The following is a 12189-nucleotide window of genomic DNA, read 5'->3' as shown; positions in this document are numbered from 1 at the left end:
CCGTCAGACAGTGAGCGGCGCGGGACCGTCGTACACGAAGTCGCCCTGTGCGACCCGCCAGAGATAGCCGCCGTTGCCGTCGATGACCATCAGACCGATCAGGCCCTTCTGCGCGAAGGCGTACGGTTTCGTGATGCCCTCGTACTTCCCCGCCCGCACGGCCGCGAGCAGGTTCTGCCGGGTGCGCTTCGGCGTCGGCAGACCGGACAGGGCCTTCAGCAGCATCCCGGTCACGTCGTAGGCCTCCGCCGCGTACCGGGGTGGCGCCTCGTCGAAGCGTTCGCGGTAGGCGGCGGCGAACCTCTTCGCCTCGGGCTTGCGGGTGGCGTCGATGACCGGAGCCACCATCACCCAGCCCTCGGCCGCCTCCTGGGCCCCGGTCAGGAAACGGCCGTCGAGCAGCGCCGGTCCGGACACCCGCGCCCCCTCGAAGCCGCGTTCCCGCAGTGTCGTGGCGATCAACGCCCCCCGGTCGGGCAGACCGGCGAAGAACACGGAGTCGGCGCCGGCGGACAGCACTCCGTCCACCGTGCTGCCGAAGTCGCGGCGCATCGCGCTGACCACGTCGGGAACCGGCGGCTGCCGTGCGTTGCCGAGCTGGGTGCTGAGGGAAGTGCCGAGGTCCGTGCCGTAGTTGCCGGCCGGACGATCGACGACGAGGCCGACCTTGCGCGAACCGGCCCTTCCGAGCAGGTAGTTGCTCGCATACACAGCGATCACCGAGTCGGGCAGCCGTCCGAGCAGGAACGAGCGGTACCCCTGGATGACGAGGCTGACACTGCCGGGGGACACGGCGACGACCGGCAGCAGCCCGGCGTCGTACGTCGACAGCGCCGCCTGCGCGGTGGCGTCGGTGGTCGGGCCGACCACGGCGAGAACCGCCGGATCGTCCGTGAGCTCCGCGGCGAGCCGGGCCGAGGCCGACGGATCTCCCCCGTCGTCGACGGCCCTGACCTTCACGGTGAACGGTGCGTCACCACGCGCGTTGAACTCCGCGACGGCCAGCCTCAGCCCGCGTTCCTGGGCCCTGCCCGTCTCCCGCTGCGGGCCGCTGAGGTCACCGTGCAGCGCGACGGTGTGCACCGGACGGCGCGAGGACGCGCCGGCGGCAGGGGTGTCGCCGTCCCGGGCGACCGCCCACCAGGCCCCGCCCCCGCCCGCCGCCAGCGCCACGGCCCCACCGCTGAGCAGCAGGAAACGGCGCCGGTCGGCCGGGCGGGCGTCCTGCGGCTCCGGTGACTCGGACGTGTCACGCGGGTCGGGCTCCGCCGACTCCGGGACGGCCGGCGGGTCGGCCGGCGCGAGCGTGTGCTCGATGTCCGGCAGCGCGAGCGCGGCGGCCGAGCGCTCGGACGATCAGCCGGGTGACCGGCTCGGGCAGCCAATCGGCCGCCTCCCCGTCCGGGGGAGCGTCGTCGACCCTCAGTTCCCGCACCAGTTGCCCGGCATCCGGGCGCCGATGCGGATCCTTCTCCAGGCAGCGGCCCAACACCTCGAGCAGGCCCTCGGGCACTCCGTCGAGGTCCGCCGGATCGTGCACGGCCCGGTACAGCAGGGCGTCGACCGCCCCGCTGCCGAACGGAGGCCGGCCGGTCGCCGCGAACGCCAGGACACACCCGAGGGAGAACACGTCGCTCGCCGGGCCGATGCGGTCCCCGCCGCGTCCCTCGGCCTGCTCGGGCGACAGATAGCCGGGTGTGCCGACCACCATCCCGGTCGCCGTGAGCGTCCTGTCCTCCGGGGCCCGGGCGATGCCGAAGTCGATGAGCCGCGGCCCGTCATGGGCGATCAGCACATTGCCCGGCTTCAGGTCCCGGTGGACCAGCCCGGCCCGGTGCACCTCGCCCAGCGCCTCGGCCAGCCGGGTGCCGAGCAGTCGCAGCCCGCGCTCCGTCAGGGGGCCGTACGCGGCCACCGCCTCGCCCAGCGACGGGCCGGGCACGAACGCCGTCGCCAGCCAGGGCGCCTCGGCGTCCGGGTCGGCGTCCACCACCGGCACCGCCCAGGGACTGTCGACCCGCCGGGCCACCTCGACCTCGCGGCGGAACCGCTCCTTGAAGTCCGCCTCCTCGGTGTAGTCGGTGAGCATGACCTTCAGCGCCACCAGTGCGCCGCCGGGCGTGCGCGCCAGGTACACCACGCCCATGCCCCCGGCGCCGAGCCGCCCGAGCAGGCGGTGGTCCGCGACGCGGGCGGGATCGGACGAACGCAGCGGTTCCATCAGCCCTTCCCTCCGAGCTCGAACTTCACGCGGTCGAGCATCGCGACGGTGGCCTGCGAGGCGTACTGGTTCAATTCGGCGTTCGAGTAACCCTCTGCGCCCTTCACCGACACCGCCAGGGTCACCGTGCCGAGCCGGGTGACGTACCAGCGGTACGGCTGCTCGCTGCCCCCGGTGACATACGAACCGGTCTCCACGACATGGTCGTCGGCGTAGGTGTTGTCGCCCTGGCCGTAGGGAATGGCGGCGGACATGAGTCCGGAGATCCACTCATCGGCGCGGACCTGCTGCTCCTGGCAGCGCAACGGCTCCTCCAGGGCTGTGGCCAGCTGCTCGTCGGCGGCGGTCACCGTGGCGTGCACGGTGACCGCCGCGGTCACCGTGATCTCGCCCTTGCCCGCCGTGCCCGGAAGCTCGCTGTAGCGGGACAGCGAGGCCAGGACACCTCCGGGGAGCGTCCGCCGCTCCCACCGGCACTGTTCGTCGAGCACGGCGACGGTGCCGGGGGCGCTCGCGGCCGGCTGCTGCGCCCGGAAGCCCGCGCCCCACGCCCGCGGCTCCAGCGCGACCGCCTCCGCCAGCGCCTCGGCCTGCCGCCTCGTGCGGGGCACCAGAGCGGGGTCCGCCTCGAACGGCGTCATCGACGCCGCGCCACCACTCCTGGAGGACGCGGACGCCGCTGCCGAGGGGGACCCGGAAACGGCCGCAGACGCGGACCGGGAGGATGCCGAAGGGCTCGGTCCGGCCGCCCTGTCGTCGTCACCGGAACCGCAGCCGCCGAGCACCATGGCCGCCCCGGCCACCGCCGACCCGATCCGCCATGGCCAAGCCGCCCTGTGGGCAACGCCGTCGCTGTCCATCTCCGCCCCCTCGCCCGCCTGCCCCCGCGCCGCGTGCGGCGATCGTACAGAGGGACGTGAGCAGTGGGCGGGCGGTTCTGCGAACGAGGGACGGTGCGTCAGCGCACGGCGGTTCCGCCCCCGCCGGCACCTCCCGACGACCGCTCCGCCACCCGCGTCAGATGCCCCGCGAACACCGCTTCCGCCTCCGGAGTCAGCGTCCGCAGCGCCACCAGCGCTGTGATGATCACGTCGCACAGCTCCGACTGGACGTCCTCCCACGTGTGGCTGACGCCCTTGCGGGGGTTCTGGCCGGTCGCGCCGATCACCGCTTGGGCGACCTCGCCGACCTCCTCGGACAGTTTCAGGACGCGCAGCAGCACGGCCTCCCGGCCGACGACGGGCTGGGCGGCGTCGAGCCAGGCCCGCAGGGCGTCGACGGTGTCCCACAGGTCGGTCCCGGCGGAGGGGGAGGCGGACGGGTGCTGCGGCCCCGGGGTGTCCGGGCGGGTGTCGCTCATGGGCGCAGCCTGCCCACGGTGGTCACCTCCCGAACGGGCGGCATCCGCCGACCGCGTCGTCGCGCCGAACGGCTCACGTCGGCAGGGTTGTCGCGTCGCGCCGAACGGCTCACGTCGGCAGGGTCGTGGCGGAACGGCTTCCGCCGGCAGGTTGCCGCACTCAGCGGCTTCGCCCCTCCTCACTCCTCGAACAGCGCCTCCTGCTCCCCCTCCTCGCGCCGCCGCAACCGCTTGTTGCGCAGGCCCACGACGACCGCGGTGGCCGCCGCCGTCGCACCCAGGGCGGCTGGAACCATCCAGTTCCGGTTGACCGCGTGACCGAGGGCGTGGTCGAGGGAGAGGCGGCCGGGGCCGGTGACGGCCAGGCCGGCGGCGGTCAGGCCGAGGCTCGCCGCGTGCTCGTAGCCGCCGCTCATCGCGAAGAAGCCGTTGGGTACGTGGACCGCGGAGGCGCCCGTCATCGCGCCGGCCGCCGCAGCACCCGCCGCCGGGGTGGCCAGGCCCAGCGCGAGCAGTGCGCCGCCGCCCGCCTCCGCCAGGCCGGCCGCGGCGGCGCTCGCCTTGCCCGGCGCGTACCCGACGGACTCCATGAACTGGCCGGTCCCCTCCAGGCCGTGGCCGCCGAACCACCCGAACAGCTTCTGCGCGCCGTGCGCCATCAACACCCCTCCGGTGCCGAGCCGGAGCAACAGCAGGCCCAGATCACGTCGGTCGTAACAGGTCACGGTGACTCCCGGAGAGATGAGCGGACAGGCAGGCGAGCGGACGAGCAGATGGGCGGACAACAGGCACAAACCCGCTCCGCCTTTCCACCCTCGCATCCCTCACATCCCGCCGCTCCGTCCCGGAAGCCGTTCGGGTGGCGGGGCGGTGGGCGCGGTGTGAGGGTGACGCGTATGACGATCCAGACCGGAAAACTCACCGACCCGGCCGTCCGGGCCTTCGTCTGCGCGGTCAACGCCCATGACCGGGAAGCCTTCCTGAAACTCCTCGCCCCGGACGCGACCATGGCCGACGACGGCTCCGACCGTGATCTCGTCGAGTGGATCGACAGGGAGATCTTCTCCTCCCACGGTCATCTGGAGGTCGACAACGAGTCGGACGGCGGCCGCGCTCTCCTCGCCCGCTACAGCAACGACACCTGGGGCGAGATGCGCACCAAGTGGACGTTCGTCGTCGATGACGACGGCCGGATCTCCCGCTTCGAGACCGGGCAGGCGTAGCGAGGCGCGGCTCGAGCTGTACTTCGGCGCCCGGCCGGCCCGGTCCGTGCAACAGCCGGCCATGACGGGCGCGGCAGCGGTCGGCTGACGGCGGACCACATGTCGGCCCTGGCGGGTGTGGGCGGCGGGGAGGGCTACCCGCACCACGACCCAGGGCACGCGGCCGACCTCACCGGCAGCCGGTGACGGAGGTCTTACCCGGCCGAAACCCCGGGCCGAGTCCCCGGCCGAAGCCCCGGGCCGAGTCCCCGGCCGAAGCCCCGGGCCGAGTTCCCGGCCGAAGCCCCGGGCCGAGTTCCCGGCCGAAGCCCCGGGCCGAGTCCCCGGCCGCGCCTCAGCGCGGGTCCCGGCCGCACCCGAGGATCTCGCGGGGCGCGGGCCACCGCCTGTTCCGTCAGCCTGATCGGGCCCGCGTCGATGGTGGTCAGCCGAGCCGCCCACCGGGCGATCGACGAGGCGTCGTGACCTTGACGAAGGTCAGCCCGCGCTCGTGCCACAAACCTTCCAGCAGGCGCATGATGTCGTCGCGGGTGCCCTCGTCGTGGTTGCCGGTGGGCTCGTCGGCGAGCAGAACTCTCGGCTTCTCCTGACCCGTGCTCGGGCGATCGCGACGCGCTGGCGCCGGCCGTCGGAGAGTTCGGCGGGGGCGTCGGCCGAGCCACTCGTCGAGCCCGACCGAACACGGTCACTGCGCCGCCCGACCGACCCTTGTGGTGCACGGCAGCCGTTCCGCGGTCCGGTGCGCACCTCGCGGGCGTCACGCGAGGTCCACCCCCATCCGGTGCCGCGGAACGGCTGCCGTCCTCCCCCTCGGTGCGGCCGATGGAAGTCCGGTCCTCCAACTGTGAAGCTCGTGTGGAGGAGGTGTCGAGCATAAGTCCTTGACCGGTGCTAATGGTACGGAATGTTCAAATCCGTTTGTGTGGGTTGACGGTTCACCCCCGTCCCACGTACGGCATCGCCGTCGCCAGCACCGTCGCGAACTGCACGTCGGCCTCCAGCGGCAGCTCCGCCATGTGCCGCACGGTGCGCGCCACGTCCGCCACGTCCATCACCGGCTCCGGCGTCATCTCGCCGTTGGCCTGCAACGCGCCCGCCAGCATCCGCGACGTCATGTCGGTCGCCGCGTTGCCGATGTCGATCTGCCCGACCGCGACGCCGTACGCCCGCCCCTCCAGCGACAGCGACCTGGTCAGGCCGGTCAGGGCGTGTTCGGTGGCGGTGTAGGCGACCGAGTGCGGGCGCGGCGCGTGTGCGGAGACCGACCCGTTGTCGATGATGCGCCCGCCCCGCGGCTCCTGCTCCTTCATCTGCCGGTACGCCGCCCGCGCGCACAGGAACGCCCCGTCGAGGTTGGTGTCCACCACGTGCCGCCAGGCGTCGGAGGGGAGTTCCTCCACGGGGACCCCGCCCGGCCCGAACGTGCCCGCGTTGTTGACCAGCAGGTCGAGGCGGCCGAACCGGTCGCGCACGGCGGCGAACAGGCCTGCCACCTCGTCGGGACGTGAGACGTCCGTCCGTACGGCGAGACGTGCGGCGTCCGGCACCAGCGCTGCCGTCTCCTCGAGGGGCTCGGCGCGGCGCCCGGCCAGGGCCACCGACCAACCCGTGCGCAGGAGTTCCACGGCGACCGCGCGGCCGATGCCGGAACCGGCTCCGGTCACCACCGCGATCTTCGCCCCCGGCTGCGACTCCGGCCCCGACCGTGACTCTTCGACAGTTCGCATGCGTTCACGGCCCCGCAGCGTAAGGGAGCGGGTGCCGGCGGCCCGGCACGCGGCCGTCAGCCGCCGTCACGCGAGCCGTCGTACGGCCCGCCATCCGGAATGCTCTCTTCCGCCACGCGACTGTTGTGTTCGCGTCCGTCCGCGGTCGCTCCCAGGTCGTCCCCGGCCACTCCAATGCCTCCTACACACACCGTCAGCGGAGGACCGGATGACACCCGCAGCACACCCGTCCCAGCACACCACCGAACTCCGCGAGGCAGCGCGCCACCTCGGCCGCCGCCGCTTCCTCACCGTGACCGGCGCCGCCGCCGCGCTCGCCTTCGCCGTGAACCTGCCGACCGCGGGCACCGCGGCCGCCGCCGAACTCGACCCCGCCCGGATCACCGACGACCCCTTCACCCTCGGCGTCGCCTCCGGCGACCCCCTGCCCGACTCCGTACTCCTGTGGACGCGCCTCGCCCCGGCCCCCTACCAGCCCGACGGCGGACTGCCCGCCCGACGCGTCGCCGTCCGCTGGGAACTGGCCCACGACGAGGGCTTCCGACGCGTCGTCAGACGCGGCACCGTCACCGCCCACCCCGAGTTCCACCACACCGTCCACGTGGAGGTTCCCCACCTCGCCCCCGACCGCGTCTTCCACTACCGCTTCCGCGTGGGCGACTGGACCAGCCGGACCGGTCGCACCCGCACCGCCCCCGTCTCCCGCGCCCAGGTGTCGCAGCTCAAACTCGCCGCCGTCTCCTGCCAGGCCTACACCGACGGCTACTTCACCCCCTACGGCCACCTCGCCCAGGACGACGTCGACGTCGTCTTCCACCTCGGGGACTACCTCTACGAGTACGCCGTCAACTCGGTCGGCAACCACCGCAACCACACCGACCGCACCCTGCCCGCCCTGTTCGACCACGAGACGGTCACCCTGGAGGACTACCGCCTGCGATACGCCCTCTACAAGTCCGACCCCGACCTCGTCGCCGCGCACGCCGCCCACCCGTTCGTCGTCACCTGGGACGACCACGAGACCGAGAACAACTACGCCGGCGACACCCCCGAGAACACCGTCCCGCCGGAGGAGTTCCTGCTGCGCCGCGCCTCCGCCTACCGTGCCTACTGGGAGAATCAGCCGCTGCGCCGCCCCCAGCTCCCCGACGGCCCCGACATGCGGCTGTACCGCCGCCTGCACTGGGGCGACCTCGCCCAGTTCGACATCCTCGACACCCGCCAGTACCGCTCGAACCAGGCCTACGGCGACGGCGCGCAGCTCCCCGGCCCCGACATCGACGACCCCACCCGCACGATGACCGGCGCGACGCAGGAACGCTGGCTGCTCAACGGCTGGCACGCCTCACGCGCGCGCTGGAACGTGGTCCCGCAGCAGGTCACCTTCTCCCAGCGGAAGCTCGACCTCAACCCGGTCGCCAAGCTGTCCATGGACGCCTGGGACGGATACCGCGCCTCCCGCCGCCGTGTCCTGGACGGCGCGAAGGCCGCCGGAGTCGACAACCTCATGGTCCTCACCGGTGACGTGCACGTCGGGTACGCCTTCGACGTCAAGGACGACTTCGACGACCAGACCTCCCGCACCCTCGGTACGGAGATCGTCGCCACGTCGGTCGCCAGCGGCCGGGACGGCTCCGACAAGCCCGCGAACTGGACCACCTACACCACCGCCAACCCGCACATGAGGTTCTACAACGGCCGACGCGGCTATGTGACCGTCGCCCTCAACCGCGACCTGGCCCGCGCCGACTTCAAGACCGTCCCCTACGTCACCCGGCCGGGCGCTCCGGTCAGTACCGCCGCGTCCTTCGTCACCGAGGTGGGCGACCAGGGGCTCAAGCCGGCCTGAGTCAGGGGGCGGGCGGCCAGGCGTCGCCCCAGTCGGCGTCCCGCGCCGCCTTGTACAGCTCGCCGTGCCGCTTCGTCACCGTCGTCCGCGACAGCCGCTCCTCGGTCTCGCACAGGTCGAGGAGCACCTGACCCTTGCGGATCTGCGGCCGTCGCACCACGCGGGACGGAACCGGGTCGACGGGGAAGCGGGCGGCGGCCACATAGCCGAACTTCTCGTCCTCGTACGGCAGTGAGCCGCCCTTGACCTGCCGGTGCAGGGAGGAACGGCTCACGCGCGCCGAGAAATGGCACCAGTCCTGACCGGGCACTATCGGGCAGGCGGCGCTGTGCGGGCAGGGTGCGGCGACACGGAAGCCCGCCGCGATCAGCCGGTCCCGGGCCTCGATGATCCTGCCGTAGCCGTCCGGGGTGCCCGGCTCGACGATCACCACCGCCTGCGCGGCGGAGGCGGCCGCGTCCACGAGGGCGGCCCGGTCGGGGGCGGGCAGTTCGTTGAGGACGTACGAGACGGTGACCAGGTCGGTCGGCTCCAGGGTGAGCGCGGAGCCGATCCGGGCACGCTGCCAGCGGGCCTGCTCCAGGGCCGGGTTGGACGCGGCGAGTTCGCGCCCGACGGCCAGGGCGGGCTCCGCCCAGTCCAGCACCGTCACCGGGCGCCGGCCCGGCCAGGTGGCGCTGACCGCCCAGGTCGCGGCGCCCGTCCCCCCGCCCACGTCGACATGGCTGCCGGGCGTCCAGTCCGGCACGGCGTCCGCGAACGCCTCCAGTGCCGAGCGGACCGCCTCGAAGGTGGCCGGCATGCGGTACGCGGCGTACGCGGCGACGTCCGCGCGGTCGCGGAGGATCGGGGTGTCGGTCGGGGTGGCCCCGCGATAATTGGCGATGAGCCGCTCCACGGCCTGACCGGCCTGCCGGGCCGGAAGCCCGTCGAGCAACTCACGGAGGGCTTCCGCCGGAGATACGGGGTCGTTCACCCGCAAATACTAAACGCGCCCCAGTGCCGCGGTGCCCTGTCCCGCGGTGCCCTGTCCCGCGGTGCCCTGTCCCGCGGTGCCCTGTCCCGCGGTGCCCTGTCCCGCGGGTTCCTGCCCTGTGGTTCCCCTTCGGCCCCTGCTCCCCTGCGGTCCTGCCCTGCGGTTCCCCGCCCTGGGGACTGCGCTCCGGGCCTCAGCTTCCGCCTGACAGGCGTCGTCCTCGAGCCCCCCCCGGGAGGCGCCCCCCCGGACGGGCCGGATCGCCCGACCGGCGCCTTCCAGCTCGCCGAGCCGCGAGTGGGTGGGCATGGCCCCGGAGGGCCGGGCAGGCGAGCCCCGGGGCGGCGCACTCAGCGGACCGCGCGGCTCAGACGCGTGCCCGCCGCCGCGCGAGGCGCACTGCTCGCCGTCCGCCGCCGAGGATGCACCGTGTTCCCCAGCAGCACGAGAAACGTGTCCGTCGCCGGGTCGAGCACCAGGGACGTACCCGTGAACCCCGTGTGTCCCGCCGCTCCCCTCCCCGCCAGCTCCCCCATGAACCACGCCTGGTCCACCGCGAAGCCCAGCCCCGGAGCGGCCAGCAACAGCTCCACGAAGTCGGGCCCGAGGATCCGAGCGGGCCCGTACGCACCCCCCGCCAGCAACGCCCGGCAGAACACCGCGAGATCACACCCGGTCGAGAACAGCCCCGCATGACCGGCCACCCCGCCCAGCGCCCACGCGTTCTCGTCGTGCACCTCGCCCCGCAGCGGCCCCCGGTCGGCCTTCCCCCACGGCCGCCGCTGGTCCTCCGTGGCGGCCGCGCCGGGGCACGGCCCGAAGCCGGTGGACGTCATGCCCAGGGGGCGGGTGATCCCGTCGTGGATCAGGACGTCGAGCGTCCGGCCGGTGAGCCGTTCGAGGAGTTGCTGGAGGAGCAGCATGTTGAGGTCCGAGTAGACGTACGTCCCGGGCGCGGTCACCGGCGCCTCCGCCCGCAGCAGCTCCAGCCGCCCGGCGTCGTCGGGGCAGTCGTGGAGCGGCAGTTCGGGCCGCAGCCCCGAGGTGTGGGTGAGGAGCCGGCGCACGGTGATGTCATGGGCGGACGCCGCCCGGAAGTCGGGCAGATAGGCCCCCACGCGCGCGTCGATCCCCAGCGTGCCGCGCTCGATCTGCTGCACCGCCGCGACGGCCGTGAACAGCTTGGTGACCGACGCGAGGTCGAAGGGCGTGTCGACGGTCATCGGGACGCGGGACGCGGGTGGCAGCTCCACGCCGGCGTCGGCCTGCGGGTCGTAGCCCGCGTACCGCACCGCCCAGCCCGCCGCCTCCCGCACGGCGATGACGGGCCCGCGCCCCGCGACCACCACGACGCCGGCCGCCCAGGGCCGTTCCCCGGTGGTCAGTGCGCGGACCTCGCGCACGAGGTGACGCAGCTCCTCGGGGTCGAGCCCGGCCCGTTCCGGAGTGTCGACCCGCAGTCTCGGCGCGCTCAGTTGTCCTCGCCCGCTTCCGGCCTCGCACGAGCGGAGAGCCCGTCGTCGGGACCCTCGTCCGGACCCTGGTCGGCCGCCCCCGCGGCCCTCCAGGGACGGCACATTCCCACGAAGCAGACCAGCGCCACCGCCGCGGCCACCAGTTGGACGACGGCCATCGGGACGGCCGTGTCCTCACCGGCGACACCGACGAGCGGGGAGGCGACCGCGGCGATCGCGAAGGAGGTGGTGCCCAGCAGCGCGGACGCGGACCCGGCGGAGTGGCGTACCCGCAGCAGCGCGAGGGTCTGGGCGTTGGGCAGGGTGACCCCCATCGCCGACATCAGCACGAACAGGGCGGCCGCCACCGGCACCAGCCCCACCTCGCCGAACACGCCCGTCGCCATCAGCAGCAGCGCGGCCGCGGCCAGCGCGACGACCGCCAGGCCGGCCGCCAGGACCCGCTCCAGGCTGACCCGTCCGACCAGCACCTTGCCGTTGACCTGCCCGACGACGACCAGCCCGATCGAGTTCACGCCGAAGAGCACACTGAACGTCTGCGGTGAGGCGCCGTAGATCTCCTGGATCACGAACGGCGACGCCGAGATGTACGCGAACAGCGCGGCGAAGGCGAAGCCGCCGGTCAGCAGATAGCCGGCGAAGGGCGGGTCGGCGAGCAGCCCGCGCATCGAGCGCAGGGCCTCGCCGACGCCACCGGAGTGGCGCTCGGCGGCCGGGAGCGTCTCGGGGAGTTTCGCCGCGACGACACCGGCCAGCAGGATGCCGACGGCGGTGAGGACCACGAACACGCCCCGCCAGTCCGTCACCCGCAGGATCTGCCCGCCGATCAGCGGCGCGACCACCGGGGCGACACCCGAGATCAGCATCAGGGTGGAGAAGAAGCGCGCCATGGCCACGCCGTCGTACAGGTCGCGCACCATCGCCCGCGCGATCACGATCCCCGCCGCGCCCGCGAGGCCCTGCGCCAGCCGGAACGCGACCAGCAGCTCCACGGTGGGTGCCAGCGCGCACAGCGCGGTCGCCACGACGTACACGGCGAGCCCCACCAGCAGCGGGCGGCGGCGGCCCCAGCGATCGCTCATCGGGCCGACCACCAGCTGCCCCAGCGCCATTCCGGCCAGGCAGGCGGTCAGCGTGAGCTGCACGGTCGCGGCGGGCGCGTGCAGCACCCGGGTGACCTGCGGCAGCGACGGCAGGTACATGTCCATGGCCAGCGGTGGAGTGGCGGTCAGCCCGCCCAGCACGAGGGTGACGAGCAGTCCCGCCCGGCGCCGCGCCCGCAGCGGTGCCCCCTGCCCGGCCACGGCCGCCCTCGACACGTCCGGTATCGCCCCACCCTCGGGCATGTGGCCCCTCCC

Annotated in this window: 9 protein-coding genes and 2 pseudogenes; 2 read left to right on the top strand and 9 right to left on the bottom strand. The window is 73.6% G+C overall.

All coding sequences use genetic code 11. The features are described from left to right. Window positions 1-3 precede the first annotated feature (3 nt). From ACZ5Y0_RS00570 to ACZ5Y0_RS00555, 4 genes and pseudogenes are all read right to left on the bottom strand, one after another. Window positions 4-2221, bottom strand: a pseudogene (locus ACZ5Y0_RS00570) (bifunctional serine/threonine-protein kinase/ABC transporter substrate-binding protein). Continuing rightward, window positions 2221-2862, bottom strand: a complete 642-nt coding sequence (locus ACZ5Y0_RS00565) for a hypothetical protein (protein WP_469126451.1) — start codon at window positions 2860-2862, stop codon at window positions 2221-2223. Before ACZ5Y0_RS00565 ends, ACZ5Y0_RS00570 begins: the two are co-directional and overlap by 1 nt. A gap of 317 nt (window positions 2863-3179) precedes the next feature. Then, window positions 3180-3581: a MazG-like family protein gene (locus ACZ5Y0_RS00560; RefSeq protein ID WP_469126450.1), complete on the bottom strand. Its 402-nt coding sequence runs from the start codon at window positions 3579-3581 to the stop codon at window positions 3180-3182. A 179-nt stretch (window positions 3582-3760) separates the two neighbouring features. After that, a complete protein-coding gene (locus ACZ5Y0_RS00555; RefSeq protein ID WP_469126449.1) occupies window positions 3761-4306 on the bottom strand; it encodes a DoxX family protein in 546 nt (181 codons plus the stop codon). A 171-nt stretch (window positions 4307-4477) separates the two neighbouring features. Here ACZ5Y0_RS00555 and ACZ5Y0_RS00550 point away from each other — a divergent pair, with 171 nt between their 5' ends. Then, the gene (locus ACZ5Y0_RS00550; RefSeq protein WP_469126448.1) at window positions 4478-4804 is read left to right on the top strand and encodes a nuclear transport factor 2 family protein; all 327 of its coding nucleotides are present in this window, start codon (window positions 4478-4480) and stop codon (window positions 4802-4804) included. Window positions 4805-5190: 386 nt separating this feature from the next. On the opposite strand, the pseudogene ACZ5Y0_RS00545 reads toward ACZ5Y0_RS00550, so the two are convergent. Next, window positions 5191-5452 (bottom strand): annotated as a pseudogene (locus ACZ5Y0_RS00545) (ATP-binding cassette domain-containing protein); the annotation flags it as partial. Window positions 5453-5739: 287 nt separating this feature from the next. Beyond that, window positions 5740-6531 (bottom strand): SDR family oxidoreductase, encoded by a 792-nt coding sequence (locus ACZ5Y0_RS00540; protein ID WP_469126447.1) that lies wholly within the window; start codon window positions 6529-6531, stop codon window positions 5740-5742. Between the two features lie 208 nt (window positions 6532-6739). Between ACZ5Y0_RS00540 and ACZ5Y0_RS00535 the strand changes: the two genes are divergently transcribed. After that, window positions 6740-8380: an alkaline phosphatase D family protein gene (locus ACZ5Y0_RS00535; protein ID WP_469126446.1), complete on the top strand. Its 1641-nt coding sequence runs from the start codon at window positions 6740-6742 to the stop codon at window positions 8378-8380. Between the two features lies 1 nt (window position 8381). On the opposite strand, the gene ACZ5Y0_RS00530 is transcribed toward ACZ5Y0_RS00535, so the two are convergent. The 3 genes from ACZ5Y0_RS00530 to ACZ5Y0_RS00520 form a co-directional block, all read right to left on the bottom strand. Beyond that, window positions 8382-9356 carry a small ribosomal subunit Rsm22 family protein gene (locus tag ACZ5Y0_RS00530; RefSeq protein ID WP_469126445.1) on the bottom strand — a complete coding sequence of 325 codons (975 nt, stop codon included), beginning with the start codon at window positions 9354-9356 and terminating at the stop codon, window positions 8382-8384. Between the two features lie 350 nt (window positions 9357-9706). Then, on the bottom strand, window positions 9707-10831 hold the full coding sequence (locus ACZ5Y0_RS00525; RefSeq protein ID WP_469126944.1) for a serine hydrolase domain-containing protein: 1125 nt from the start codon (window positions 10829-10831) through the stop codon (window positions 9707-9709). Next, window positions 10828-12177 carry a multidrug effflux MFS transporter gene (locus ACZ5Y0_RS00520; protein WP_469126444.1) on the bottom strand — a complete coding sequence of 450 codons (1350 nt, stop codon included), beginning with the start codon at window positions 12175-12177 and terminating at the stop codon, window positions 10828-10830. The genes ACZ5Y0_RS00525 and ACZ5Y0_RS00520 overlap by 4 nt, the downstream gene beginning before the upstream one ends. Window positions 12178-12189: the final 12 nt, after the last annotated feature.

Source organism: Streptomyces sp. NPDC033216 (assembly GCF_055577115.1).
The sequence above is the reverse complement of the archived record's forward strand: the minus strand, read 5'-3'. Positions and strand labels throughout refer to the sequence as shown.

Coding starts and splice junctions, on each gene's coding strand:
- ACZ5Y0_RS00565 (WP_469126451.1), bottom strand. CDS start 2,862: ATGACGCCGTTCGAGGCGGACCCCGCTCTGGTGCCCCGCACGAGGCGG.
- ACZ5Y0_RS00560 (WP_469126450.1), bottom strand. CDS start 3,581: ATGAGCGACACCCGCCCGGACACCCCGGGGCCGCAGCACCCGTCCGCC.
- ACZ5Y0_RS00550 (WP_469126448.1), top strand. CDS start 4,478: ATGACGATCCAGACCGGAAAACTCACCGACCCGGCCGTCCGGGCCTTC.
- ACZ5Y0_RS00540 (WP_469126447.1), bottom strand. CDS start 6,531: ATGCGAACTGTCGAAGAGTCACGGTCGGGGCCGGAGTCGCAGCCGGGG.
- ACZ5Y0_RS00535 (WP_469126446.1), top strand. CDS start 6,740: ATGACACCCGCAGCACACCCGTCCCAGCACACCACCGAACTCCGCGAG.
- ACZ5Y0_RS00520 (WP_469126444.1), bottom strand. CDS start 12,177: ATGCCCGAGGGTGGGGCGATACCGGACGTGTCGAGGGCGGCCGTGGCC.